Raw genomic sequence first — 25,842 nt, 5'->3', positions numbered from 1 at the left:
TCCTAGGCCAGGAGGCTGCCATGGCCCGGACCGGATCGCGCAAGGCTCTTGAATCCCCTCGTCCCGACGGCGGCAGCCTCGTGAAGCCCGAGCGGCTCCAGGCGGTGCTGGAGGCCATCCGCGATGCGGGAGAGCGGGGCATCACCAAGGCGGGCCTGGTCCGAAAGCTGGGCGGGGTGGCCATGCGCACCGTGGACCGCGCCATCGTGCTGCTGGAGGAGCAGGGCGCCCGCTTCGGCAAAGCCCGCGAGGGACGGCCGGCCGTCATCCACTTCACCCTGGAGAAGGCGCCGGACTGGGACAGCAAGATCACCCCCCACGCCCGCCTGGCCCTGGAGGTGGCGCTCATGGCCCTCGAGGGCACCGCCACGGAGATGTGGTACGACCAGCTCGAGGGGCTGCGCGCCCTGGCGGACAGCCACCTCAGCAGCCGCGACCGCAACCTCTTCGCCGCCCTCCAGTCCCACGTCTGCGTGCGCGGCGGCGCCGACGACCAGCAGGCCCTCGACACCAAGATGCTCTCCCAGGTGCTGATGGCCCTGGGGCACCCGGAAGGGCCGCGCGAGCTGGAGCTCACCTATGCCGCCGCCTCCACGGGCCGCACCGGCACCCGTACGGTGGTGCCCTTCACGCTCACCCACGATGTGTTCTCCGGCGGCGCCTTCCTCCTCGCCTGGGATCCCGCCAAGCAGGAGCCCCGGCACTTCCGCCTCGCCCGCATCGTGGAGGCGAAGGCCCTTCCGAAGCGGGGCCTCATCCCCGACAAGCGCCCCCTGGAACAGGCCCGGGACCTGCAGATCGGCGGCTGGTTCAGCCCTTCGCCTCCCTTCCAGGTGAAGGTCCGGGTGGGTGGCTCGAACTGGCCCCAGTCGCTGCTGGACGCCCCCCCGGCCCTGCCCCGGGTGGAAGTCCGCAAGGAGAAGGGGGGCACGGTCCTGCTCTCCTTCCTGGCCACCGACCTCCAGGGCCCCACCCGCTACATCCTCCAGCTGGGCGCCGATGCCGAAACCCTCGAGCCGGGCCCGCTCCGCGCGCACTTGGCGACCACCCTGAAGGCCATGATGGCCCGTCATCGCTGATACCGCTCCGGGGTCCGGGCCGCCCGCCGGCGGGAACGACCCCGGCCCTGTTCTTGCCGAAGGTCCACCAGGTGGCCGATACTCCCGGTGGAGATCCACGGTCCCCCTTCGATTCTGGTCACCATCTCGGGGTAGCTTGATGAAAACGCATGGTCGCAGGGAGCCAGCGCGATCGTCGATCCGGGCGGCGGCCGAGCCCCCGGACCTCTACCGGGCCTTCTTCGAGGCCTCGCCGCAGGGGATCCTCATCCACGACGCGGATGGAGCCATCCTCGGCGCCAACCCGGCCGCTGAGCGGGTCCTGGGGATCCCCCTCGGGCAGGCCCAGGGGCGGTCCGCCCTCGGTCCCCTGGGGAAGTTCATCCACGAGGACGGAACCCCCTGCCCAGGGATGACCCAGCCCGCCCTGGAGGCCTTGCGCTCAGGACGGCCCGTCGAGGGCGTCGTCATGGGCCTGCTCCACCCTGAACGGGGCCCGACGACCTGGATCGAGGTGAGCGCCGCTCCCGTTGTCCAGCCGAATGGCGGCCCTGGCCGGGTGTTCACGACCTTCATGGACATCACCGAGCGCAAGCGGGGGGAGGATGCCCTGCGGACGTCGGAGGAGAAGTTCTCCAAGGCCTTCCAGGTCTGTCCGGACGCCATCACCCTCACGCGGCTTTCGGATGGCCGCTACCTGGCCGCGAACGAAGGCTTCACGGCCATCCTGGGCTACACGCCGGAGGAGGTCCTGGGCCGGACGTCGCCGCCGGGAGACCTGGGGGTCTGGGTCCATGAAGCGGACCGCCTTCAATTCCAGACCCGCCTTCGCCGGGACGGCCTCATCCGGGGGGCGGAATTCCTCCTGCGCCGGAAGGATGGCGGCGTTTTCCCCGCGCTCGTCTCGTCGAGCACGGTCGAGATCGGCGGGGAGCCCTGCGTCCTGTCCATCACCCGGGACATCACCAGCCTCCAGGAGCAGGCGAAACAGCTGGAGCGCATGACGCGGCTCTTCTCGGCCCTGAGCCAGGTGAACCAGGCCATCGTCACCTCCCCCTCGCGGGAGATCCTGTTGGACAAGGTCTGCGAAGTCATGGTCGAGTTCGGGAAGTTCAGCATGGCGTGGATCGGGTGGGACGACCCCGGGTCGCATGTGGTCAAGGTGGTCAGCAGCCATGGGGATCGGGGCGGGTACCTCGATGGCCTGCAGATCCGGAGCGATGACACCCCCCTCGGCCAGGGCGGCACCGGCCGGGCCATCCGTGAAGGACGCACCTGCGTGCTGAACGACTTCCTGGGGTCGCACGAGGCCGCTCCCTGGCACGAGGCGGCGGCCCGATGCGGGATCGCGGCCTCGGTGTCCCTCCCCATCCGGAAAGGCGGGAGGGTCTGCGGGGCCCTGATGGTCTATGCCCCGGAAAAGGATTTCTTCGGTCCCCAGGAGCTGGGACTGCTGGAGGAGGCCGCCGGCGACATCTCCTTCGCCCTGGATCACCTGGAGCTGGAATCCCAGCGGCGGCAGGCGGAAGAAGCGCTGCGGAACAGCAGCACGACCCTGCACCTGGTCCTGGATACCGTGCCCCACGCCATCTTCTGGAAGGATCTCGCGGGCCGCTACCTGGGCTGCAACCAGGTCTTTGCCCAGGTGGCCGGACTTGCCAGTCCCGAGCAGGTCGTCGGCAGGACGGATTTCGAACTCCCGTGGTCGCGGGAGGACGCTGAGGCCTACCGGGCCGATGACCGGGAGGTCGTGGCCACCAACCAGGCCAAGCTCCGCATCACCGAGCAGGTCCAGCGGGCCGACGGCACCCGGATCTGGGTGGCCACCTCCAAGGCGCCGCTGCGGGGCGAAGATGGCCTGCCCTTCGGGGTGCTCGGGGTGCTGGAGGACATCACCGAGGTCAAGCGGGCCGAGGAGGCGCTCCGCATGAGCGAGGCCTTCATCCGGACCGTGCTGGATCACCTCCCCCTCGGCATCGCCGTGAATTCCTCCGTCCCCGGCACCACGCCGACCTACATGAACGACAACTTCCCCAAGCACTACCGGACCACCCGCGAACGCCTGGGCGGCGTGGCGGCGAATCCGGATCTTTTCTGGGAGGCCGCCTACGAGGATCCCGAGTTCAGGGAGGCCATGAAGCGGCGGGTGCTCGCTGATTTCGCCAGCGGGGATCCGGAGCGCCTGTACTGGAGCGATGTGCCGATCACGCGCCAGGGGCAGGAGCCCAGGTATGTCGACGCGATGAACATCCTCGTTCCGGACCAGTCGCTCACGATCTCGCTCGTGTGGGACGTGACGGAACGAAAGCTCATGGAGAACGAGCAGCGTCGCCTCGAGTCCCAACTGCAGCAGGCCCAGAAGATGGAGAGTCTCGGCATTCTCGCCGGGGGCGTCGCCCACGACATGAACAATGTCCTCGGCGCCATCCTCGGCCTGGCCTCGGCCCACATCGAGGACCAGCCCGAGGGGAGCCCTCAGCACCAGGCCTTCGAGACCATCATCCGGGCCGCGGAGCGCGGCGGGAAGATGGTGAAGGGCCTGCTGAGCTTCGCCCGCCTGAGTCCGGCCGAGGAGCACGAACTGGACGTGAACGCGATCCTCCAGGAGGAGGTCCGCCTTCTGGAGCGCACCACCCTGTCCAGGGTCCGCCTGGAGATGGACCTCGCGACGGACCTCCATCCGATCCGGGGCGATGCGAGCGCCCTCGCCCATGCCTTCATGAACCTCTGCGTCAATGCCGTGGACGCCATGCCGGAACCGGGCACGCTGACCCTCAGCACCCGGAATCTCGACGGCGGTTGGATCGAAGTGACGGTGAAGGACACGGGCATCGGCATGACCAAGGAAACCCTCGAGAAGGCCCTGGACCCCTTCTTCACCACCAAGGAGCAGGGCAAGGGTACGGGCCTGGGCCTGACCATGGTCTACAGCACGGTGAAGGCCCACCATGGCCAGGTGGAGATCCAGAGCCGGCCCGGCCTTGGCACCACCGTGACGATGCGCTTCCCGACCTGCGCGGATCCCGCCCGGCAGTCAGAACAGGCAGCCGCCCCCGGGACCCAGGCCATCGTGGGCTCCCGGCACGTGCTCCTGGTAGATGACGACGAACTGATCCGAAGCTCCGTGCAGGCCATCCTCGAAGCGCTGGGCCACTCAGTGTCCACGGCCTCCAGCGGCGAGGAGGCCCTGGAGAAACTCGCAGCGGGGCTGGAACCCGAGGCGGTGATCCTGGACATGAACATGCCGGGCCTGGGCGGCGCCGGAACGCTTCCGGGCCTGCGCGCCTTGCGTCCCACCCTGCCAGTCCTGGTCGTCACCGGCCGGGCCGACCAGCACGTGATGGACCTCATCGGGGCCCATCCCTTCGTCTCGCTGCTGCCCAAGCCCTTCACGATGAAAGATCTCCAGCGGCACCTGGAAGCGCTGGGGAGGAGCGGGCCCTCGCCGCTGTGAGCGGCGCTGATGCAGACGACAAGCAGGGCCGGAAGCACCGGCCCCGCTCTCGCCTTCCAGAATCAGGCTACTTCCGAGCCACCTTCGGGGCGCCCAGGTCGCGGAGCGCCACTTGGCCCTGACGGCCGTAATCGATGGCCTCACCGAGGATGCGGGCGACTTCCTGGGGGGCGTGGAAGCCCATGGAGTTCTCGGCATTGACGAAGTCCACGCGCCACTGGGCCTTGCGCTGGAATTCGAGGATGGGCTTCAGCTTCGCCTCCTCCACGCCGGCCTTCTTCGCGGCGGCGATGTCGTTGATGAGGTTCACCACGGCGTCCTCGGCGCGGTCCATGAGGGCCTTGGTACGGTCCTGGATGGCCGTCACGCGGGCCTTCAGCTCCTCCTCGGGGAAGCGATGGCAGGTCTGGCACGAGCGGGAGACATTCAGCAGGGGACTGCGCACCTGGTGGTCGCTGATCTTGAGGGCACCCTCGCGGACGTAGGGCATGTGGCAGTCGGCGCAGGAGACGCCGGAGCGGGCGTGGATGCCCTGGCTCCACATCTCGAACTCGGGATGCTGGGCCTTGAGGACCTCGGCGCCGGTCTTGCCGTGCTGCCAGTCGAAGAAGCGGTGGCCGTCGGGGAACTTGTATTCGTCGTAGGTGGCCTCGATCTGCTCGACCTTCAGGCCCTTGTTCCAGGGGAAGAAGAGGGTGACCTTGGGCCCGCAGTAGTACTCCACGTGGCACTGGCCGCAGACCATGGACCGCAGCTCCTGGCGGGAGGCGTCGCGGTTGGCATCGTAGGCCACGGAGCGGTCGCCCTTCCGCCACTTCTCGATGGAGGGCAGGTGCGGCACGGGCTCGGGGCTGTTGGCCAGGGCGACGATGCCGCGGATGAAGCCGGGCTTGGTGACACGCAGGGCCATGTTCTTGGGATCGTGGCAGTCGATGCAGGCCACAGGGTGCTTCACGAGCTGGGTCGCCTCGCCGTAGGGCATCTTGCAGACGGCCTCGAAGCCGGCCATCAGCTGGGCCTGGGCGTTGGGGCTGGTGAAGTCCTCGTCGAGCGTGCCCGGCGCACCGGCCTTCAGGCCCTGCTCGCGGAAGGCCACCGTGTTGGAGGCGTGGCAGTGGAGGCAGGACCCCGGCTGCTTGCGCTCGGTGACCCGCTTGGTGTTGCGCTGGTCATCCAGCATGAAGGCATGGCCGCGGCGCTGGTTGAAGTCGATGGCGAAGGCGTAGCCGTCGAAGATCGTCACCAGCCGCGGATCCTCCTGGATGCGGCTCTTGGGCAGGGCCTCGCTCCCGGCGCCGCCGTACTTGGTGCTGTACTTCTCGGCGGTCTTCAGGTAGGTTTCGTATTCGCGGGGGAAGTTCTTCCCCCACTGGGCGGGGTCGACGGTCTTCTCGTCCAGGTCCACCAGCTTGAAGCTGGTCTGCTTCGCTTCGGCCTTGCGGCTGGAGATGCTGGCGTACAGGGCCATCACGAGGACGGTCGCCACGGCGGCGCCGGCGGCGATGAGGCCCATCCGGACCACCGGACGGGAGAGCAGCGGAGTGGGGTTGTCGGTCATCGGGGAGCTCCTCCCGCGTGGTGGACCACGCGTCTAGGGGTTGGATCAAGGATCGGATGGCTCGTCATGGCATCAGCCCATGGGCCCATGGCCCACCTCCTGGTGGCAGCGGACGCAGCCATAGAGGTCGGCCTTCTGCGTGGGATCCGTGGGGACGCCCAGAGTGCCGTGGGCGGTGATTTCGCCCGTGAGCTCGCCGTGGCAGCGGAGGCAGTTGTCCTCCAGCACCTTGGCGTTGCCGGGCTTGATGCGGATGGGTTCCGCGAAATTCAGCAAGGTGAAGGCCTTGGAGTGGTGGTACCCGTTGCTGGCCTTTACGAAGAACTTGTTCACGACGTTGTCGTGCGGCAGGTGGCAGTCGTTGCACACGGCCACAGCATGGTGGGAGCCGTGGCGCCAGCTGTCGTACTCCCCGCGCATGACATGGCAGTTCACGCAGACTTCGGGGTTGTTCGACAGGTACGACGTGCCGTGGGCCGACACGAAGGTGTAGGCCCCGGACCCCAGGAAAACGCCCGCGAAGACGCTGGCGAGGACACTCAGGAAGAAGAGGCGACGCTTTCCGCTCACGGGGTACCCATCCGACGGCCCGGGGCCGATCCCCGAACGGACATCAGGATGGAACAAAATTAGGACCTGTCAATCCGATATCAATTTTTCTTTTGGGATCTTATGGTTGCCAATGCATGGCAGGAGCCGGCACAGCCGGCTCCTGCTCGAAGATCACCAGGATCTCAATCGAGGATGATGCCGCCATTCACCGTGCTCAGGTGGATGGCCTGGTCCCCTCCGGGAAAGACGGCCGAGACCTTCCGCTTGGTCACCTCCACCTGCTCGGCCCCCTTGGCGTTGAAGGTGATGCCGCCGTTCATGGTCGTGGCGGTGAGGCGCCCCTTGAGCCCCCCGATCTGAAGGTGGATGCCGCCGTTCACGGTCCCGGCCTCGACTCCATGGCCCTGCCCGTCCAGGCCCATGCCTTTGATGCCGCCGTTCACCGTCTTCAGCAAGAGACCACCGCGCACGCGCTCCAGGGTGACCGCACCATTCACCGTGGTCGCCTTGAGCGATTCCTCCAGATCCGTGGCACGCACACCGCCGTTGACGGTGGTGAGGGTGGCGGCGCCCTGGGTGCCGCTGAGGGCCACTTCACCGTTCACGCTCTCCAGAGAGGGCACCACCCGGCGGGGCACCTTGAGGGTCATCTGGCACGAAGGCCCCCGGTACGACCCCCAGCCTTCGTGCTTGGGATACTCGCCGCGGATTTCCAGACCGTTCTTGTCCGCTTCGATCACCACCTTCACCTGCTCATCCTGACTGCTGGGCTTGAACTCGCCCGTGAACTGGACCTCCTCCCGGTCCCAGGCCTCCACGTGGATGAAGCCGTTGACGTTCTTCACCTTGAGCTTGGACCCGGCGGCCAGGGGCACCGTCCGCGTTTCGGTGGTCTTCTCCGCCTTGGCGGGCTGGATCACCTGGGTCTGGGCTGCGAGCGGGGCCCAGAGGAGAACCGCGGCCACCGCCGCAGCGAAGGGATGGGTGAGGGACATGGAAGCCTCCTGCGATGTCAGAGATCGTGACCAGTGATACGAAGGCCTTCAGAGGGAGTTTAGGGCCGCCCCAGAGGTTCTCCGTATACTTGGGGGCGCGCGGAGTCCCCCATGCCCCAGACCATCGACCGCCCCGAACTCAGCCCCGCCGAGTGGAAGCTCATCCAGGATCTGCGCTCCCTGCCGGACGCCGCCCTCCGCGACCGCATGCAGACCTCCCTCGGAGAGCTCCTCTTCTTCTTCCGCACCCCCCGCTGCCAGGGCATCGGAATCGAAGGCTTCCCCTGCGGCGATCCCCGCTCCTCCTGCGAGGACTGCCACCAGATCTGGGACATGCTCGACCGGGTGGCCGAGCGCGTGCGGAAGGACTGACTTCAGTTCTTCTGCCAGGCCCTCAGCCAGCGGTCACCGAAGTTCACCAGGATCGCGCCGGCCAGGATGAGCCCGGCGCCGAGGAGGCGGACCCAGGACAGGCCCCGCACGGGCAGGCCCATGAACCCGAAGCGGTCGAAGGTCAGCGAGGAGCAGACCTGCCCCGCCACGATGAGGGACACCATGGCGGCCAGGCCGATGCGGGGCGCCAGCAGGGTGGACCCGAACACGAAGAAGGCCCCCAGGAACCCACCCAGCCACTGCCACCAGGGCACCCGGGGCAGCCCCGCCAGGGCCGCGAAAGGCTGGCCCGCGAGGGCAGAGGCCACCAGCAGGGCCAGCGTGCCCACGGCGAACGACACCAGGGCCGCGAGCACGGAGCCGCTGCGGAGCGAGACCCTCAGCGCATTGTTGACCGCCGACTGCAGGGGGATGGCCAACCCGATGGCGAAGGCCATGATGAGGAATACCAGGACCATCCACGCCTCCGGCGGCAAGCGCCCATGGTAGCCAGCCGGGACCTCCGGTGGCATGCGATCAACCCACGCACACGCGGTTCCGGCCCTCCACCTTGGCCCGGTAGAGCCCCGCATCGGCCCGGGCGAGCATCTGCCCGGCCTCGAGGTCTCCGGGCTGGCGCTCCGCGACGCCCAGGCTGCAGGTGACCTCCAGATCGCACCCCGGCAGGGGCACGGTCGCAGCGGCGATGGCCTTCCGGAGACGCTCGGCGAAAGGTTTGGCGCCGTTCAAGTCCGTCTCCGGGAGGATCACCAGGAACTCCTCGCCTCCGATGCGGCCGGCCAGATCCGGCTCCCGCAGGGTGGCCCGGAGGCGCTCACCGAAGACCTGGAGCACGAAGTCCCCGGCACCATGGCCGTGGGTATCGTTGATCACCTTGAAGTGATCCAGGTCGCACATCAGCACCGACAGGGGGCGGCCATAGCGGACGCTCAGGCCGAAACGGGTCTGGAACTCGCTCAGGGTGCGGGTCCGGTTGGCCAGGCCCGTGAGCGGGTCCTTGGTGCTGAGATCGAGCAGGGTCTCGTGGAAGGCGCGCTCCAGGGGGTCCATGGCCACCAGCTTCAGCACGTGGCCCCCGAAGGTCAGGCGGTCGCCCGCCCGCAGGGCCACGACGCCATCGGCCGGCACTCCGTTCACCTGGGTGCCGTTGGTGGAGCCCAGGTCCTCCAGCCACACCTGGCCGCCGATCAGGCCGATCCGGGCGTGGTGGCGGCTCACCTCGCCGTCCAGCAGCGCCACCTGGACATCCGGCGCCCGCCCAATGAGCGAGGCGCCTGGGCGCAGGGGGAAGATCCGCCCCAGGGCGGCTCCCGCGTAGGCCACCAGGGCCCACTCCGACGGGGCGACGGGATCATCCCCCCCCGCCAGGATCCCCGCCATCGTGGGCATGTCCGCAGTCACAGGTGCCGGCGGGGGCGGAGGCGAGGCTGGACGTTTGCGCGTCATCGATCCTCCAGGAGATCCTCTTTGTCCGGAAGACTACATCCCCACCGCCGGAACCACCTCTTGTCTTTTGCCCAACATCTGGTACATTGAATCTTCCACTCGTTGGGGAGTGGTCTAATGGTAGGACAACGGTTTCTGGTACCGTCAGGTGAGGGTTCAAATCCTTCCTCCCCAACCACTCACAATTTGTTTGATGGTCCCATCGTATAGCGGTTAGTACACCGCCCTCTCACGGCGGGAACAGGGGTTCGATTCCCCTTGGGACTACCAGCACGGCCCGGCGCAAGCCGGGCCTTTTTCATGTCCCAGGGGGAATCGAAGTCACGGATGGCGCGCAGGTAAGGCCCGGATCACCGCCGGTCCGCCGCGGCCAGGTGCAGGGGGACGTGCCGGAAGAAGTCCTTGTCGGGCCAGCCGCAGATGACGATGCGCAGGCAGGCCTGGGCGATGGCCTCCACGCTCTGACGTTCGTTGTTGAAGACGGCGTCGTAGAAGCGGGAGGAGGTGATGTCGGCGTGGAGGCACTCGCTGATGAACTTCTCCCGGAGCTTCGACTGGGTGCGGACCAGCTTCTCCGCTTCGGCCAGAGGGATCTCCAGGCGGCGGGCCAGCGTCGCGGTCCGGAACTCGAAGCTGCCTTCCAGGCGGAAATGGAAGCAGTTCTTCAGGTCCTGGCAGGCGACCGCCCCGCCGCGGCCGACGATGACCGCGCAGCCGGCCATGGCGATCTGGACGAGGTGCTTCACCAGCTTGGCGTAGGCATCATCGTGGGTGAGATGGCCGAAGTGGGTCCGGAGCACATCCTGGGCGTGGCTCTCATCCCCCAGGTGGCCCAGGAGCTGGCGGGAAAGGCTCTCGTCGGAAGCGACCTTGTCCACCAGGGCCTTGTCGAACAGGCCCCAGGGCTGGCCCGAGGCCTCCTCCAGGAGCGCCTTCAGGCGCTGGGCCAGGAGATAGCCCTCGCAGCCGTACTGCCGGGAGATGGTCACGGAGGGGCGGGACGGCGCCTGGTGGGGGTGCGCGAGGCGCTCCCGGATGCGCATCCAGCCGGATTCCCGCTGCTCGATGCTCGGGATCAGGGATTCGAAGTTCGTGGTCATGGGACCTCCGGCTTCTGCCTGGCCAAGCCAACACCCTGCGCTCGGAAGATAAGGTCTCCAGGGCCGGCGGCAAGGCCCGGCACCCCGCTTATCAGAGGACTTCCGCCCAGGAGAGCGCCCGCCGCCGGCCCACTGTGGAGTAGAGTGTCGCTAATCCCCCGCACAGGTGCTCCATGCTCCGCCGCCTCCTCTTCGTCCTCTTGGTCTCCGCCCCGCTCTGCGCGCAGGAGCGGATGCCCATGCCGCAGGTGCGGATCGTCGAGCAGGACCGGTCGCAACCCGCGAAGCTCCATGACCTCCAGGTCAGCGTCCAGGTGGTGGGCCACGTGGCCACCACCACCTGGGACCTGACGGTCCACAACCCCCAGGATCGGATCCTGGAGGGGGAGCTCGTCTTCCCCCTGGGCGAGGGCCAGACGGTGACGCGCTTCGCCATGGACGTGAACGGACGCCTCCGGGAAGGCGTGGTGGTGGAAAAGGCCAAGGGCCGCCAGGCCTTCGAGGAAGTCGTCCGCCGGGGCGTGGATCCCGGGCTCCTCGAGAAGACCGCCAGCAACAGCTTCAAGGCCCGGGTCTACCCGATCCCGGCGAAGGGCTACAAGCGGGTGGTCCTGGCCTACGAGCAGGACCTCGCCGATGCGGGCCGCGGAGAGCTGCTCTACCGGCTGCCGCTGGCCTTCACGGAAAAAGTGGCCACCTTCGGCCTGCGGGTGGAGGTGCTGGACCAGCCGGAGGCCCCGAAGGCCACCACGAGCCCCCTGGCCAACTTCGCCTTCAGGGCCGTGCGCCGCGGGTTCCTCGCCGAGGCGAGCCGGAAGGACTTCGCGCCGGACAGGCCCCTGGCCGTGACCATCCCCCGGGGCGCGGACAGCGGTCAGGTGTTCGTCGAGCGGCGCGAGGGCCGGGCCTACTTCTTCGTGATGGTCCATCCGCGCCTGCCCCGGGAGCCCAAGGTCCTGCCGAAGCGCCTCCTCGTGGCGTGGGATGCCTCCGCCAGCGCCCGTCAGCGCGACCTCAAGCGGGAGCTCGATCTGCTGGAGGCCTACCTGCGGGGTCTGGGCACCTGCCAGGTGAGCCTGGCCGTCTTCCGCAACGAGGCCGAGCCTCTGCGGGTCTTCCAGATCCAGGGCGGCGACGCCCGCGACCTGAGGAAGCAGATCGAGAACGAACCGCTGGACGGGGCCACGCGCCTGGGGGCCCTGGACCTGAAGGACGTGAAGGTGGACGAGACCCTGCTCTTCTCCGATGGGGTAGCCACTTTCGGCCCCGGTGAGGCGCGGTTCCCCGAGGCCCCTCTGCAGGCCATCAACAGCGCTCTGACGGCTGAGCACGGCCTCCTCCGGGCCCTCAGCGAGGGGCGCGGCGGCGAGTACCTCAACCTTCAGTCCCTCAGCCAGGCGGAGGCCCTGAAGGCCCTCACGACCCGCCCTCTGGCCTTCCTGCGCACCACGGCGGGAGCCGCCGAGGTGGAAGAGGTCTATCCCAGCGCCGGCCGCGTCGTGCGCGGCCCCTTCGGCCTGGCGGGCATCCTCAAGACCCCCCGCGCCAAGGTGACCCTGCACTTCGGCTTCGGGACCACGACACGGTTCACCCGGACCTTCGACATCGATGCCAACCGGGCCGCCGTGGCGGCCCCGGTGGCCCGGCTCTGGGCCCAGAGGAAACTCGCCGAGCTGGAACTGGACAAGGCCCGAAATGCGCAGGCCATCTCGGCCCTCGGCCAGACCCATGGCCTCGTCACCGAGGGCACGAGCCTCATCGTGCTCGACGACGTGGCCGATTACGTCCGCTACCGCATCCTGCCGCCGGAGGACCTCCGCGCCGAGTACGACCGCAGGGTGGCAGCGGATCTGGGCCAGTCGAACCAACGCGAGAAAGCTCACCTCGAAGCCCTCGTGCGGCAGTTCGAGGCACGGAAGGCCTGGTGGAACACCGTGTTCAAAGCGCCAGACCCCTCGAAGGAGAAGGCCAAGGGTGGTGTTCCGGGCGGTGTCCCCGGGGGTGTCATCGGCGGCGTGGTGGGCGGTGTGGTGGGTGGGGTGGCCGGCGGCACGGCGCGGCCCGGATCGGTCCCACCACCGCCACCGCCCCCACCCGGATCTCCCAGGCCGCGGCAGCAGGGCCAGGCGGTCGTGGAGGTCGTGGCCTCTGTGGCCACCCTCGACCGCACCGAGACCCGCACGGCCGCGAACCTCGCGCCAGGGGTGATGAGTTCGATGCCCAGGAGTCGCGCCGAGGCAGAGACACCCGAACCCGCCGGTGCCATCGAGCTCAAGCCCTGGAGCCCGGACACCCCCTACCTGAAGGAACTCAAGGCCGCGCCGGGCGCGGAGCGCTACAGCCTCTACCTCCGCCAGCGGGACACCTACGGGAAGACCCCCGGGTTCTTCCTGGACGTGTCGGACTACTTCCGGGAGCAGGGCGAAAAGGGACTCGCCCTTCGCATCCTCTCCAACCTGGCCGAGCTGAAGCTGGAGGACGCCCCCTTGCTGCGGATCCTGGGCTACCGGCTGCGGCAGCTGGGACTGCCCGACCTGGCGGTCTGGACCTTCGAGGAGGTTCTGCGGATGCGCGAAGAGGAACCCCAGAGCCGGCGCGACCTGGCCCTGGCCCTGGCCGAGGCGGGTCAGCCCCAGCGTGGCCTGGACCTCCTCTGGGAGCTGGCAAAGACGCCGTGGGATGGGCGGTTCCGCGATGTGAACCTCATCGCCCTGGGAGAGCTGAATGCCCTCCTGGCCACCTCGAAGGCGAAGCTTGACGCCTCGGCCGTGGATCCCCGCCTCCTGGCGAACCTGCCCGTGGACGTGCGCGTGGTCCTGAACTGGGACACGGACAACAGCGACATGGACCTCTACGTGGTGGACCCGAGGGGAGAGGAGTGCTTCTACTCCCACAACCGGACCGCCATCGGCGGCCGCCTCAGCGCGGACGTCACCAACGGCTACGGGCCCGAAGAGTTCCTGCTCCGCAAGGCCATTCCCGGCACCTACACCGTGAAGGCCAGCTTCTTCGGCACCCGCCAGCAGACGGCCATCGGGGCCACGACCGTGACGCTGGAGCTCTATCTGCGTTACGGAACCGGCCGCGTCGAGAACCGGTCCACCACTCTGCGGCTCGATGGGCGGGGCCGCATGGTGGAGATCGGGGCGTTCCGCTTCGAGTAGCCGGGGGACAGGGGACGATTCGCATCTCTGAACAGCCTGTGGTTCGATAGGTCATGCGCTTTCGTGGATTCTGGCTCCTTCCCCTGGCCGTGGCCGGGACCATCTTCTGGCTGAGTGCGCAATCGCACTACCCGGGCGGGATCCAGCTGCCGCCGCCCCTGGACAAGTTCGCCCACGCGACGGTCTTCGGCCTCCTGGCCCTGACCCTGGACACGGCCCTGCGCCACTCTGCGCCCGGCCTGCCCCTGTACCGCCGCCACCTCCTCATCCTGGCCGCAGTGTCCCTCTACGGCGCCTCCGACGAGTTCCACCAGTATTTCGTCCCCGGACGCGCCTGCGAACTCGGCGACTGGGCGGCCGACACCTTCGGCGGCGCCCTGGCCCTGACGGTCGGCTCCCTCCACCTGCTGGTGACGCGCCACCTGGAGGCCCTCTCCTGGTGGCGGGGTCGGCTGCGACGGCCCGAGCCCTCCCGCGACCTGATCCTGGTGGCGGATCCCCACTGGGGCGCCACGCTCACGGGACTGGAGGCCGCCACCACCGCCCTTCCCGAGGCCGACTGGCTCTTCCTCGGGGATGTGTTCGACGTCTGGGTAGGTTTCCCCGGGATGGAGACCGCCCCGCAGCGGGCCTTCCTCGCCTGGGTGGAGTCACGGCGCGCCGCGGGCCGCTGGGTGGGCCTGTGGCTGGGCAACCGGGAGTACTTCCTGGATCGCCATGCCCCGCACTTCGACCTGATGGGTGAAGGCATCGGCGGGTCGCTCGAAGGCGAAGCGCTGACCTGGGAACACGGCGATCTCATCAACACCGCCGACCGCCAGTACCGCCTGTGGAACCTGGCGTCGCGCTCAGGCGCGCTGTGGCTGGTCTTCCGGCTCATGCCCGGCGGCATGGCCCGCCGCGTATCCGCCTGGCTGGAGCGGAAGCTCCGCACCACCAACGCCGCCTACAAGCTGACCTTCCCCCGCGAGGCCTTCGCCGCCGCCGCCCAGGCCCACACCGGGACCACCTTCCTCACCGGCCACTTCCACACCCACGAGGTGGAAGCCAACGGCATCGCCCTGCCCTGGGCGCACGAGGGGCGCTTCATGGTGTGGCGCAGCGGGAAGGTGGAGGCGCTGTAGGGGATCCGTCCGGAGTACAGGCCGGTCAGATCTCGAGCAGATCCGCCACTTCACGCCGCAGCTCGGGGATGCCCGTGCCCTTGGCCGCGCTCACCCAGGCGATGTCAGCGCTGTGCAGGCCCAGGTCCGCGGCCACGTCCTTGCGCTGCTTGAGGGCCCGGCTGGGCTTTACCTGGTCGGCCTTGGTGGCCACGATGCGGTGGGGCAGGCCCTCGGTGCGGAGCCAGTCGATCATCTGGTGGTCCAGCTTCGTGGGGCCCACTTCGGCATCCACCAGCACGAAGACCATGCGCAGCGTGGCGCGGCCCGTCAGGTAGCCTTCCACCATCTTCTGCCAGGTGGCCCGCTCGGCGACGGGGCCCGTCGCGAAGCCGTAGCCCGGCAGGTCCACGACCCAGCGGTCGGGACCCGTGAGGAACACGTTGATGAGCCGCGTGCGGCCCGGTGTCTTCGATACCCGCGCCAGCTGCTTCTGGTTGGCCAGGGCGTTCAGCAGTGAGGACTTCCCCACATTGCTGCGCCCGACGAAGGCCACTTCCGCATGGCAGACGCCCAGCTTCTTCGCGTCGGCGGCGGAGGTGACGAAACGGGCATCGGTGAGGGGCTGGGCCATGGCATCTCGGGATCGGCGGGAAGCCGCAGGGTTCAGGGTAGCGGAAGGGACCACCCCAGGGCCGGACCGCCCGAACTCCTCCGGTTTCCGGGCGTCCCCTGGGACGGCCCCGGTGGCCCAGTACCCTGATTGACTTAGATACAATTGTTACTATTTTATGATTCAACTGATAGGTGGTCCCTTGGCTGAAGAAACATCTCCCTGGCTCCTGCTGATCCACCAGCTTCCGCCGCACCCCGCCTACTTCCGGGTGAAGATGTGGCGCCAGCTCCAGGCCCTGGGGGCCGTGGCCCTGAAGAACTCCGTCTACGCCCTGCCCCTGTCCGAGGAGACCCGCGAGGACTTCCAGTGGATGGTCCGGCAGATCGCGGCGGGCGGGGGCGAGGCCAGCGTGGTGGAAGCGCGCTTCACGGACGGGCTCACGGACGGGGACCTCCGGGAACGCTTCCGCCAGGCCCGGGACGAGGACTACGCCAAGCTCCAGGTGGAGATCCAGACGGTCCACAAGGCGGTCGCGAAGGATCCGGACAAGGCCCAGAAGGAAGACGCCGAGCTCCAGCTCGCCAAGTTCCGGAAGCGCTTCGCCGAGCTCCAGGCCATCGACTTCTTCGAGGCCGGGGGCGCCGCCGAGGTCCGGACCCAGCTCGGCCGCCTGGAAGCCCATATTGCGCCCGGGCCGCCCGCCGGCAAAGGGACTCCCGCCTGGCGCATCGAGCACCTCCAGGGCCGCACCTGGGTGACGCGGAAGGGTATCCACGTGGACCGCATCGCCTGCGCCTGGCTCGTCCGCCGCTTCATCGATCCCGGGGCCCGCTTCCGCTTCGTGGAGCCCAAGACCACCCAGGTGAAAAAGGGCGAGCTGCGCTTCGACATGTTCGAGGGCGAGTTCACCCACGAAGGTGACTGGTGCAGCTTCGAGACGCTTATCCATCGTCTGGGCCTGGAGGATCCCGCCCTCCATTCGCTGGCCGAGCTCATCCACGACGTGGACCTGAAGGACGCCAAGTTCAAGCGCCCCGAGGCCTCCGGCTTCGACCGGGCCATCCTGGGCGTGGCCCTGCTGCACGCGAAGGACGAGGCCCGTCTCGAGGCCGGATCCGGCGTGCTGGACGCCTTCTACGCCGCCTTCCGGAAGGCCAGGGCATGAGCGGGAAACCACCTGTACCCCTCGGGCCCTTCCTCGCCTACTTCCTGCGCCTGGGCACGCTCGGCTTCGGCGGGCCCATCGCCCTGGCGGGGGCCATGCACCGGGACCTCGTGGAGGCCCGGGGCTGGATCAGCGAGGCGGACTACCAGGAGGGCCTGACCCTGGCCCAGGTCTCCCCGGGCCCGCTGGCGGCCCAGCTGGCCATCTACCTCGGCTACGTGCGGGCGGGGATCCTCGGCGCCAACCTGGTGGGGCTGGTCTTCATCCTGCCCTCCTTCCTCATGGTGCTGGGTCTGGCGGCCCTCTACCTGCGCTTCGGGGGGCTGCACTGGATGCAGGCGGTGTTCTACGGCGTGGGGGCTGCGGTCATCGGCCTCATCACCCGCAGTGCCGTCAAGCTTGCCAAGTCCACGCTGAAGCGCGATCCCCTGGCCTGGGGGATCTGCGCGGTGGTGGGCCTGGCCACGGCCCTCACGGGGAAGGAATGGGTCCTCCTGGTGATCGGCGGCGGCCTGCTCTTCTGGATTGTGAAGACGCGTCCCTGGCAGCACGCATCTGCGCCCTTGGGACTGATGCCCCCCTTCTGGCTGACGGGACTCCACGGTCCCGCCGCCCTCACCACCGTGGGCGGCATCTTCCTGTTCTTCGCCAAGGCCGGCCTCTTCGTGTTCGGCAGCGGGCTGGCCATCGTGCCCTTCCTGCGGGGCACGGTGGTGACGGAGTTCCACTGGCTCACGGAACAGCAGTTCCTGGATGCCGTGGCCGTCGCCATGATCACGCCGGGGCCCGTGGTCATCACCGTGGCCTTCATCGGCCACCTCGTGGCCGGGCCGCTGGGGGCCGTGGCGGCCGCGCTGGGCGTCTTCCTGCCGGTCCTCGCGGTCGTCATCCTCGCGGCGCCCCTCCTGCGGCGCTACGGCCAGCGCCCCGGCCTGAAGGCCCTGGTGCAGGGCATCACCGCCGGCGCCGCGGGGGCCATCGCCGGCTCCGTGGTCGTCCTGGGCCGCGGGGCGATCCGGGACCTGCCCACGGCTCTCATCGCGGTCACCACCCTGCTCCTGGTCTGGAAGTCGAAGATTCCCGAGCCCCTGCTGGTGCTCGCGGCGGCACTCGCGGGAGGCCTGCTGTTTCATGGGTAGCCTCCTCCGCTCCGCGTCCCTGATGATCCTGCCGGCGCTCCTCTGGGGCGGCGACCGCCCTTCCCTCTCCGCCACCCGTCTCGACACTTGGGACCAGGTCATCCATGTGGACGGCCGCCTGGACGAAGCCGCCTGGGCGCAGGCGCCGGTGGTGTCCCTCACCCAGCAGGCCCCCCAGCCCAGCGGGGCGACGCCCTTCACCACCACGGCCCGGGTGTTGGTCGCCCCCGAGGGGCTCTATGTCGGCCTCCGTTGCGCGGATCCCGAGCCCCGGCGCATCGCCATCCACTCGCTGCTGCGGGACGCGGACATGGGTGGCGACGACACGGTGGCCCTCGTACTGGACACCAGCGGGGACGGACGCACGGGCTACCTGTTCCGCATCAATGCCGGTGGCGCCCGCCAGGACGGCCTCATCTCCGGCCCCGAGTCCCTCTCGCTGGACTGGGACGGGATCTGGGAAGCCGCCACCACCCGCGACGCCGGCGGCTGGACGGCGGAGCTCTTCATCCCCAGCCGCACCCTGCGCTTCAACCCCGCGAAGGATGCCTGGGGCCTGAACCTGGAGCGCTTCGTGGCGCGGGAACAGCTCACGCTCCGCTGGGCCAGCCCCACCCTGGACGCCAAACTGGAGGACATGAGCCGGAACGGCCTGCTGGTGGGCCTCCAGGGCCTCGACCGGGGCCGGGGCTTCTCGGTGACCCCATCCCTTTCCGGGCAGTCCTTCCGGGATTTCCCGACGCGGGAATCCAGGTCCCGGGTCCGACTGGGACTGGACCTCACCGCGCCCCTGGGCGACCAGATGACCGGCGTGCTGGCCATCCATCCGGACTTCGCCGAGACGGAGGTGGATCTCCAGCAGATCAACCTCACCCGCTTCCCCCTGCTCTACCCCGAAAAGCGGGCATTCTTCCTCGAAGGGGCCAACCTCTTCCAGTTCGGCCTGGGCCTGGAGGACAAGTTCCTGCCCTTCTTCTCCCGCACCCTCGGCCTGATGAACGGCGAGGTGCTGCCCCTGGAGGCGGGGCTGAAGGTCCTCGGCCGCGTGGGAGACCTGTCCGTGGGGGCCCTCGGCGTGCGACAGCAGGGGCTGGGGGACGCGCCGGCCCAGACCCTGGGCACCGCACGCCTGGCCTGGGACCTGGACCCGCACCTGCGGCTGGGCTACCTCGGCACCCGCGGGAACCCAGTGGCCTCGGCCCCGAACGGGTTCGACGGCGCGGACCTGCTGTGGCACACCTCCGAGGCCTTCGGCGACAAGAACTTCCTGGTGGGGGCCTGGGGCGGCCGCGCCTCCGGGGACCTCCCTGCCGGCGACCGCGACGGCTACGGCCTCAAGGTGGACTACCCCAACGATCTCTGGGACCTCACGGCCTCCTGGCACCGCTTCGGCGACGCGCTGCTGCCCGCCATGGGCTTCCTGCCCCGGCCGGGGACGCGCCAGTCCAAGCTGGCGGCGGCCTTCCAGCCCCGGCCCGCCTCGCCCTCCCTCCAGTGGATCCGTCAGGCGTTCTTCGAAGTGGAATACCTGCGGGTCGAAGACCTCTTCGGGCGGGTGGAGAGCTGGCAGTTCTTCACGGCCCCCTTCAACCTCGTCACCTCGCAGGGTGACCACTTCGAGGTCAACGTCCAGCCGGAGTTCGAGCGGCTGGGCGCGCCCTTCGAGATCGTGCCCGGCGTGGTGATCCCCGTGGGCGACTACCGCTTCGACCGCTACCGGATCCAGGTGGAGAGCGCCTCGTCGCGGCGGTGGCAGGCCTCCAGCACCGTGTGGTTCGGCGACTTCTACGGCGGCCGGCTCACCCAGTGGGTGCGGGGCGCGGGCTACACCTCCCGGGAGGGCCGCTGGAAGCTCGTCGCCAGCAGCGAAGTGGACTTCGGGCACCTGCCCTGGGGCAACTTCACCCAGAAGCTTCTGAGCGTGCGGAACGAGCTGGCCTGGAGCGCCGACCTCGTGCTTTCCGCCATCGCCCAATACGAAACGGAATCCCGGAACCTCGGCGGTCAGGTGCGCCTCCGCTGGACTCCACGCCCGGAGCTGGAGGTCTTCCTGGTGGGCGACCGCACCTGGCTCAACCCGCTTGAAACCGGGCCCATGAGGCTCGTTCCCCAGCAGCAGCGCCTGTCGTTCAAAGTCCGCTGGACCTTCCGACCCTAGGTCCGGGATCCCGGGCGTGGCCCTCTCAGACCGTCACCAGGCTCGTGGGTGCGGGCTGGTCGAAGGCGATGCGGCCGTGGTCGAGGCCGATGACGCGCTTCTTCATGCGCTGGATGAGGCTGCGGTCGTGGGTGGCCACGACGACGGTGGTGCCCTGGCCGTTGATGCGCTCGAAGAGGGCCATGATCTCCTGCGCCAGATCCGGATCCAGGTTGCCCGTGGGCTCGTCCGCCAGCAGCACCAGGGGGTCGTTGACCAGGGCCCGGGCGATGGCCACGCGCTGCTGCTCGCCGCCCGACAGCTGCAGGGGGTAGCTGCTGAGCTTGTGCTGGAGGCCCACCATCTTGAGCGCCCGGAAGGTGCGCTGCTTCTGCTCCGCGGCGCTCACGCCCAGCACCCGCAGGACGAAGGCCACGTTCTCGAAGATGGTGCGGGTGCGGATGAGCTTGAAGTCCTGGAACACCACGCCCAGCTTGCGGCGCAGGAGGGGGATCTCCTTCTCGGGCATCGCGGAGAGGCGGTGCCCCGCCAGCTGGATCTCCCCGCTGCTGGGCACCTGCTCGCGGAAGAGCAGCTTCAGCAGCGTGGACTTCCCCGCGCCGCTGGGCCCCGTGAGGAACACGAACTCCCCCGAATCGATGGCGAAGCTCACATCCGCCAGGGCGGTGTGGATGCGGTCGTACTGCTTGCCGACGTGGGTGAGGGTGATCATGGTTGGGGGCTGTCAGCTATCAGCCATCAGCTTTCAGAAAAGGTGGTCCGAACTTCTTCAGGCTGACAGCTGAAAGCCGACAGCTGATAGCCCTTTTCAGAGCCGCTCGACCAGCATGGCCACGCCTTGGCCGCCGCCGACGCAGAGGGCGGCGAGGCCGAGCTTCTTGTTCTCGTCCTGGAGCAGGTGCAGGAGGGTGACGAGGATGCGGGTGCCGCTGGCGCCCACGGGATGGCCGATGGCGATGGCGCCGCCCCGCAGGTTCACCTTCGCGGGATCCAGGTCGGGGAGCTCCGCCAGCACGCCCAGGCTCTGGGCGGCGAAGGCCTCGTTGAGCTCGAAGATGTCGATGTCCGCCAGCGTCACACCGGTCTTCGCCAGCAGCTTCTGGATGGCCGGTACGGGGCCCAGGCCCATGGTGGCGGGATCCACACCGGCCTGGGCGAAGCCGAGGATGCGGGCGATGGGCTTCTGGCCCTTGGCGGCGGCCTCGGAGGCCAGCACCAGGGCACCGGCGCCGTCGTTGATGCCGCTGGCGTTCCCGGCAGTCACCGTGCCGTCCTTCTTGAAGGCCGGCTTGAGCTTGGCCAGGCCCTCCGCGGAGGCGTCGGTCTTGATGTATTCGTCGCGGTTGAAGACCGTGTCGCCCTTCTTCCCCGCCAGGGTGACCGCGAACACCTCACGGTCGAAGGCTCCCGCGGCCTGGGCGGCGGCGGCCTTCTGCTGGCTCCGGAGGGCGAAGGCGTCCTGCGCCTCGCGGGTGATGGCGTGCTTGGCAGCCACGTTCTCGGCGGTGATCCCCATGTGGGTGTCGCCGTGGCCGCACCAGAGGCCGTCCTGGATCATGCTGTCGATGAGCTGGGTGTTGCCCATGCGGGCGCCCCAACGGGCGGCGGGCAGCAGGTAGGGGGCGTTGGACATGCTCTCGGTGCCGCCGGCCACCACCAGGTCCGCGTCGCCCATGGCGATGGACTGGGCGCCCAGGGCGATGGCCTTGAGGCCCGACCCGCACACCTGGTTCGGGGTGTGGGCGGGCGTCGAGAAGGGCAGCCCTGCCTTGAGGGCCGCCAGGCGGGCCACGTTCTGCCCGCTGCCGGCCTGGAGCACGTTGCCCAGGACCACATCCCCGACCGCCTCGGGCGCCACGCCAGCCCGCTTCAGGGCCTCCGTGATGGCCAGGGCCCCCATCTGCACGGCAGTCAAAGGTTTGAGGGCACCCCCGAAGGAACCGACGGCGGTGCGGGTGGCGGACAGGATGTAGGCGGACATGGGGGCTCCGGAGGGATCTTCCAGGGTATCGTGACTAAACCCGCCAGTCGCAGTACCGTGAACTTCACATCCAGGCCCGCCCTGGTTCTTTCTCCCCACGGGAGCCGTCATGACCGTTTCCAGCCGCTGGATCCCCCTGTTCCTGGTCGGGAGCGCCCTGCTGGCCCAGGCGCCCCCACCCCCGCCCGCGCCGCCGGCTCCTCCGGCCCCTCCCGCGCCCATGATCGGGGTGGACATGCCCTCCGGCTCGCGGACGGAGCAGCGGACCGAGAAGCTGACCTACGGCTCCAAGCTCTGGGTGAAGAACCGCAACGGCGGCATCCGGGTGACGGGCTGGGACAAGGAGGAGGTCTTCCTCACCGCCCAGATCCGGGACAGTGACAAGCGCCGGGTGGAGCTCGTGCTCCAGCGGAAGGGCCAGGACCTGGACATCGAGGCGATGTTCCAGCAGCCCTCCTGGAGTTTCGGCCTCTACATCAGCCCCCGCTGTGAGATGACGCTCCAGGTGCCCCGCAAGCTGCTGGGCCACTTCCGCACGACCAACGGCACGGTGGCCGTGGAGCACCTCGAGGGCTACGCCCGCTGCGAAGCCACCAATGGCGCCATCCTGGTGGCCGACGTGCGGGGCGAAGTGCTGGCCGACACCACCAACGGCCCCATCGAGGCCCGGAACCTGATGGCCCGGATCAAGGGCGGCACCACCAACGGCCGCATCGTCCTCGAGGATGTGGCCGGCGGCATCCGCCTGGAGACCACCAACGGCAGCGTCCGGGCCCGGAGCCTGGATGGCTGGGGTGAAGGCATCCACCTGGAATCCACCAACGGCAGCATCGAGGTGGAGCTGGGCAAGGCCACGGGCGACCTGCTGGCCGAGAACAGCAACGGCTCCATGGAGATCAAGGTCCCCGGCGCCCAGGTCCTCGAGATGACCAAGCACAGCGCCCATGTGAAGGTGCCCGGGCGGACCCAGCCGATCCGCCTCGAAACCACCAACGGCAGCATCCGGGTGAAGTAGAACCGGTAGTACCCTGGGGCCCATGCGACCTCTGGCCATGCTCCTCCTCGCCACGCTGGGCCTGCAGGCCCAGACGCCCCATCTGGCGGACGTGCAGGAACGGCGGCTCGCCAATGGCGTCCGGCTGCTGCTGGTGGAGCGCCGCGGACTGAACGCCTTCCACGCGACCCTCGTCTTCCGGGGCGGGCGGGCGGAGGAACCCCCGGCCCTGGCCGGCGCCACCGACCTGCTGGCCCGGACCCTCTATGGCTCCACCTGGTCCGAGGACCTCGAAACGGCCAAGGGACCCGGCTCCCTTGATGCCCTGCTCCGGGAGGAGGAGGGACTCCTCGAGGCCCTGAGGGTAGACCAGCTCCGGCAGCGGCAGGATCCCGAAGGCACCGCCCAGGGGCCGGCCCTGGGGGCGCGGCTCTGGACCCTGCACCAATCCGTGAGGGCGCGGTTTTCCAGCGCGCCCTTGACGGATCTCTATGCCGCCCGCGGAGGGCGGATGACCGCCAGCGCCGGCGCGGACGCCCTGCTCGTGCAGATCGAGCTGCCGGCCGACGCCTTCGAGTTCTGGTGCCGCACGGAGGTCCAGCGCCTGACCCTCCTCCAGCTGAGCCGCTTCTCCGAGGTCCGGGCCGCCCTGATGGCCGAGCTCCGGGCCCAGGGGCCCCAAGGGCCGGCCCTGCTCCAGGGTGCCGCCCTCCCCGGCCATCCCTACGGCCGGGACCTGGCCGACCACCTGCCCGCCCTGGAGGCCATGCGCCGCTCGGACCTCCAGGCCTGGGCACGCCAGGCCTTCCGCCCCGACCGGCTCACCCTGGTGCTGGTGGGCGGACTGAACCTGGAGACGGCCCTGCCGCTCCTGGACCGGTCCTTCGGCACCCTGCCGGCCGGCCTGGTCGGCGCCAGCGCCGAGGATCCGCTCCTCCCCGAGATCCCCGCCGGCCTCGGGGACCGGCGCATCCAGGCCACCGCGGGCAAGACCCCCGAGCTGCTGGTGGGCTGGCGCATCCCCCCGCGGCCCCATCGCGACCACCTCGCCCTGCGGCTGGCCGCGGGCCTGCTGGGAAGCGGCCCCTCCGGCCGGCTGGCCCAGCGGCTGGTGCGCCAGAAGGCGCTGGCCGAATCCGTGGAGGTCCAGGTGGATGTTCCAGGGGGACGGCTGCCGGGACTCCTGGTCATCCGGGCGGTGCCGACCGCGGGGCACAGCCTCGCGGAACTCGAGGGCGCCCTCCACACGGAGATCCTGCGGCTCCAGCAGGAACCGATCCCCGCGGGCGACTGGCAGCGGGCCCTGACCCAAATCGATGTGGACCAGCTCCGGATCCAGGACGAACCCGCCGCACTGGCCCGGGCCCTGGGCCTGGCCTGGGTGGAGGCGGGCGACTGGCGGCAGGCGGACCAGGAGCTCCAGCGCCTGCGGAACCTCGGACCCGAAGCCGTCCAGGCGGCCGCCCGGACCTGGCTGAACCCCAGCCACCGGACCACCCTCTGGCTGCAGGCCGACACAGAGGAAAGCCGGGATCCCCTGGAGGCCGAGACCGCCCGGGTGTTGAAGGCCCTCGCCGCCACGCGCATCGAGGACCTGGCCCAGCGCGAGCACATGGTTTCCGAGGGGCTCCGCCAGCTCCGCATGCTCAGCATCGAGGAACGCCAGCGCACCCTCAAGCTCCTGGAAGCCCAGCTGGCCCCGGAGAAGCGATGAGAGCCCTGGCGGCCCTGGCCGCATTCGCGCTCACCGCCCAGAGCCAGGCCCAGATCCGGCCCCAGCCGTTCCGTCTGCCCAACGGGTTGCGGGTGGTCCTGCTGGAAGACCACGAGCGCCCCCTGGTGAGGGCCCGTCTGCACCTTCCCCTGGACCCCGGCTCGGCCGCCCGTCCCGGGCTGGCTCCCCTGGCCCTGCGCGTCCTCGGACACTCGGATGCCGGCGCCTTCCGGGCCGGCGACTTCGAGCAGCTCCTGGCGGGGGCGGGCATCGACCTGGCCCCGGCGCTCCGATCGGACGGCCTCTCCTGGAGCCTGGTCGCCCGGAGCCGCGACCAGGATATGGCCCTGGGCCTGCTCGCCGACCGCGTCCTCCGCTCGATCCTCGACCCCTCCACGCTGGAGGCCGAGCGCCTCGCCTGCTGGCGGGATACGGAGCGGCTGGAGGCCTCCCCCCGCGCCAAGCTGAGACAGCTCCTGGAGTCCGACTGGACCCGCCAGGCGCCCACCCTCGACGGGCTGGCGGGGGTCACCTACGAGGATCTGGCCACTTTCTACGGCCGGGTGTTGCGTCCCGACCAGGCGATCCTGGTCCTCCACGGCGACCTCGGACTGGAACAGGCCAAGCGGCTGGTGTTCCTGACCTTCGGGACCTGGACGGTCCCGCGGCAGCCCCCCGCGGCCCTGGCCGCCCCGCCTCCAGCCGCCGCGGCGCCCGGATCCGCGCCCATCGAGGTGCCCGCCGCCGGAGCCGCTCCCCTGGCCTTTGCGGTCGCCGCGGAGCCGGCGGACCTGAGCCCGGAAATGGAGGCCCTGCTGACCCTGCTCCTGCCCGGAGATCCGGTCCTGTTCCCCGCTCAATTGCGGCTGGAAGGGCCCGACCTGGTCGCGGCGCTGGAAACCGAGCCGCAGGGGTCCGCCTCCGCCGCCGGGACCTCCCTGCTGGAACGCCTGCAGACCCTCAGACAGCGCGGCTTCACGGAGGCGGATCTGCGCCGGGCGAAGGCCGCCTGGTCGGCAGGCCGGGCCCTCACCAGCCTTCATCCGGGCACCCTGGTGGACGAGGCCATGGCCGAGGCCCGCGGCCGGGCCGTATCGCCGGCACGCCTGGAGGCCATCACCGTGGAGGTCCTGAACGGAGACCTCCGCCGCTGGCTGGACCCGGCCCGGCTTCGGGCGGGCGTGCTGGCTGCCCCGGCGGTGGTGAAACCCCCCGCCGGATCCTGAGCGCGCGAGCGCGCGCTCAGGCCGGA

20 protein-coding genes and 2 tRNA genes are annotated in these 25,842 nt (G+C 69.5%); 13 read left to right on the top strand and 9 right to left on the bottom strand.

All coding sequences use genetic code 11. The annotated features are described in order from the left end of the window. The first annotated feature begins 20 nt into the window (after positions 1 to 20). Complete coding sequence (locus MLE43_RS09950; RefSeq protein ID WP_243303575.1) at positions 21 to 1,079, top strand: helix-turn-helix transcriptional regulator; 1,059 nt, start codon at positions 21 to 23, stop codon at positions 1,077 to 1,079. Between the two features lie 139 nt (positions 1,080 to 1,218). Continuing rightward, positions 1,219 to 4,512 (top strand): PAS domain S-box protein, encoded by a 3,294-nt coding sequence (locus MLE43_RS09945; RefSeq protein WP_243303573.1) that lies wholly within the window; start codon positions 1,219 to 1,221, stop codon positions 4,510 to 4,512. A gap of 67 nt (positions 4,513 to 4,579) precedes the next feature. On the opposite strand, the gene MLE43_RS09940 is transcribed toward MLE43_RS09945, so the two are convergent. The 3 genes from MLE43_RS09940 to MLE43_RS09930 form a co-directional block, all read right to left on the bottom strand. Continuing rightward, positions 4,580 to 6,070, bottom strand: coding sequence for an ammonia-forming cytochrome c nitrite reductase subunit c552 (locus tag MLE43_RS09940; protein WP_243303571.1), 1,491 nt, complete (start codon positions 6,068 to 6,070; stop codon positions 4,580 to 4,582). A gap of 72 nt (positions 6,071 to 6,142) precedes the next feature. Next, the gene (nrfH, locus tag MLE43_RS09935; RefSeq protein ID WP_243303568.1) at positions 6,143 to 6,640 is read right to left on the bottom strand and encodes a cytochrome c nitrite reductase small subunit; all 498 of its coding nucleotides are present in this window, start codon (positions 6,638 to 6,640) and stop codon (positions 6,143 to 6,145) included. 164 nt (positions 6,641 to 6,804) lie between these two features. Beyond that, complete coding sequence (locus MLE43_RS09930; protein ID WP_243303567.1) at positions 6,805 to 7,617, bottom strand: DUF4097 family beta strand repeat-containing protein; 813 nt, start codon at positions 7,615 to 7,617, stop codon at positions 6,805 to 6,807. Between the two features lie 111 nt (positions 7,618 to 7,728). Between MLE43_RS09930 and MLE43_RS09925 the strand changes: the two genes are divergently transcribed. Next, positions 7,729 to 7,989 carry a hypothetical protein gene (locus MLE43_RS09925; protein WP_243303566.1) on the top strand — a complete coding sequence of 87 codons (261 nt, stop codon included), beginning with the start codon at positions 7,729 to 7,731 and terminating at the stop codon, positions 7,987 to 7,989. A 2-nt stretch (positions 7,990 to 7,991) separates the two neighbouring features. Here MLE43_RS09925 and MLE43_RS09920 read toward each other — a convergent pair whose 3' ends face one another. Together MLE43_RS09920 and MLE43_RS09915 are read right to left on the bottom strand one after the other, a co-directional pair. After that, positions 7,992 to 8,468 (bottom strand): DMT family transporter, encoded by a 477-nt coding sequence (locus MLE43_RS09920; RefSeq protein ID WP_243303565.1) that lies wholly within the window; start codon positions 8,466 to 8,468, stop codon positions 7,992 to 7,994. A 58-nt stretch (positions 8,469 to 8,526) separates the two neighbouring features. Further along, positions 8,527 to 9,456: a GGDEF domain-containing protein gene (locus tag MLE43_RS09915; RefSeq protein ID WP_243303564.1), complete on the bottom strand. Its 930-nt coding sequence runs from the start codon at positions 9,454 to 9,456 to the stop codon at positions 8,527 to 8,529. A 103-nt stretch (positions 9,457 to 9,559) separates the two neighbouring features. Between MLE43_RS09915 and MLE43_RS09910 the strand changes: the two genes are divergently transcribed. Both MLE43_RS09910 and MLE43_RS09905 read left to right on the top strand, forming a co-directional pair. After that, a tRNA-Gln gene (locus MLE43_RS09910) sits at positions 9,560 to 9,634 on the top strand. 17 nt (positions 9,635 to 9,651) lie between these two features. Further along, positions 9,652 to 9,726, top strand: a tRNA-Glu gene (locus MLE43_RS09905). 80 nt (positions 9,727 to 9,806) lie between these two features. Here MLE43_RS09905 and MLE43_RS09900 read toward each other — a convergent pair. Further along, complete coding sequence (locus MLE43_RS09900; protein WP_243303562.1) at positions 9,807 to 10,556, bottom strand: cytidylate kinase-like family protein; 750 nt, start codon at positions 10,554 to 10,556, stop codon at positions 9,807 to 9,809. 173 nt (positions 10,557 to 10,729) lie between these two features. Between MLE43_RS09900 and MLE43_RS09895 the strand changes: the two genes are divergently transcribed. Next, on the top strand, positions 10,730 to 13,720 hold the full coding sequence (locus MLE43_RS09895) for a VIT domain-containing protein (RefSeq protein WP_243303560.1): 2,991 nt from the start codon (positions 10,730 to 10,732) through the stop codon (positions 13,718 to 13,720). Between the two features lie 53 nt (positions 13,721 to 13,773). Beyond that, positions 13,774 to 14,844, top strand: a complete 1,071-nt coding sequence (locus MLE43_RS14890; protein WP_275976152.1) for a VanZ family protein — start codon at positions 13,774 to 13,776, stop codon at positions 14,842 to 14,844. A 25-nt stretch (positions 14,845 to 14,869) separates the two neighbouring features. Here the strand turns inward: MLE43_RS14890 and yihA are convergent, their stop codons facing one another. Then, positions 14,870 to 15,457, bottom strand: coding sequence for a ribosome biogenesis GTP-binding protein YihA/YsxC (yihA, locus tag MLE43_RS09880; protein ID WP_243303558.1), 588 nt, complete (start codon positions 15,455 to 15,457; stop codon positions 14,870 to 14,872). 181 nt (positions 15,458 to 15,638) lie between these two features. Here yihA and MLE43_RS09875 point away from each other — a divergent pair, with 181 nt between their 5' ends. The 3 genes from MLE43_RS09875 to MLE43_RS09865 are packed head-to-tail and all read left to right on the top strand — an operon-like array spanning position 15,639 to position 19,901. Then, complete coding sequence (locus MLE43_RS09875) at positions 15,639 to 16,604, top strand: chromate resistance protein ChrB domain-containing protein (RefSeq protein WP_243303556.1); 966 nt, start codon at positions 15,639 to 15,641, stop codon at positions 16,602 to 16,604. Next, positions 16,601 to 17,743, top strand: coding sequence for a chromate transporter (locus tag MLE43_RS09870; protein ID WP_243303554.1), 1,143 nt, complete (start codon positions 16,601 to 16,603; stop codon positions 17,741 to 17,743). The genes MLE43_RS09875 and MLE43_RS09870 overlap by 4 nt, the downstream gene beginning before the upstream one ends. Continuing rightward, positions 17,736 to 19,901, top strand: coding sequence for a carbohydrate binding family 9 domain-containing protein (locus MLE43_RS09865; protein ID WP_243303553.1), 2,166 nt, complete (start codon positions 17,736 to 17,738; stop codon positions 19,899 to 19,901). The genes MLE43_RS09870 and MLE43_RS09865 overlap by 8 nt, the downstream gene beginning before the upstream one ends. 25 nt (positions 19,902 to 19,926) lie before the next feature. Here MLE43_RS09865 and ftsE read toward each other — a convergent pair whose 3' ends face one another. Beyond that, positions 19,927 to 20,613, bottom strand: coding sequence for a cell division ATP-binding protein FtsE (ftsE, locus tag MLE43_RS09860; RefSeq protein WP_243303552.1), 687 nt, complete (start codon positions 20,611 to 20,613; stop codon positions 19,927 to 19,929). Positions 20,614 to 20,709: 96 nt separating this feature from the next. Continuing rightward, on the bottom strand, positions 20,710 to 21,882 hold the full coding sequence (locus MLE43_RS09855) for an acetyl-CoA C-acetyltransferase (protein ID WP_243303551.1): 1,173 nt from the start codon (positions 21,880 to 21,882) through the stop codon (positions 20,710 to 20,712). 109 nt (positions 21,883 to 21,991) lie between these two features. On the opposite strand from MLE43_RS09855, the gene MLE43_RS09850 reads away from it, so the two are divergent. From MLE43_RS09850 to MLE43_RS14885, 3 genes are read left to right on the top strand one after another with little or no spacing between them, the layout of a single operon-like run. Beyond that, entirely contained in the window at positions 21,992 to 22,897 is a 906-nt protein-coding gene (locus MLE43_RS09850; protein ID WP_243303550.1) for a DUF4097 family beta strand repeat-containing protein, read from the top strand. A gap of 22 nt (positions 22,898 to 22,919) precedes the next feature. Beyond that, the gene (locus tag MLE43_RS09845) at positions 22,920 to 24,590 is read left to right on the top strand and encodes a M16 family metallopeptidase (RefSeq protein WP_243303549.1); all 1,671 of its coding nucleotides are present in this window, start codon (positions 22,920 to 22,922) and stop codon (positions 24,588 to 24,590) included. Next, a complete protein-coding gene (locus MLE43_RS14885) occupies positions 24,587 to 25,816 on the top strand; it encodes a M16 family metallopeptidase (RefSeq protein WP_275976151.1) in 1,230 nt (409 codons plus the stop codon). Before MLE43_RS09845 ends, MLE43_RS14885 begins: the two co-directional genes overlap by 4 nt. The last annotated feature ends 26 nt before the right edge of the window (positions 25,817 to 25,842 follow it).

The sequence above is a fragment of the Geothrix oryzisoli genome, assembly GCF_022808865.1.
Classification (GTDB): Bacteria; Acidobacteriota; Holophagae; order Holophagales; family Holophagaceae; genus Geothrix; species Geothrix oryzisoli.
This window is presented reverse-complemented; position numbering and strand designations above follow the sequence as displayed.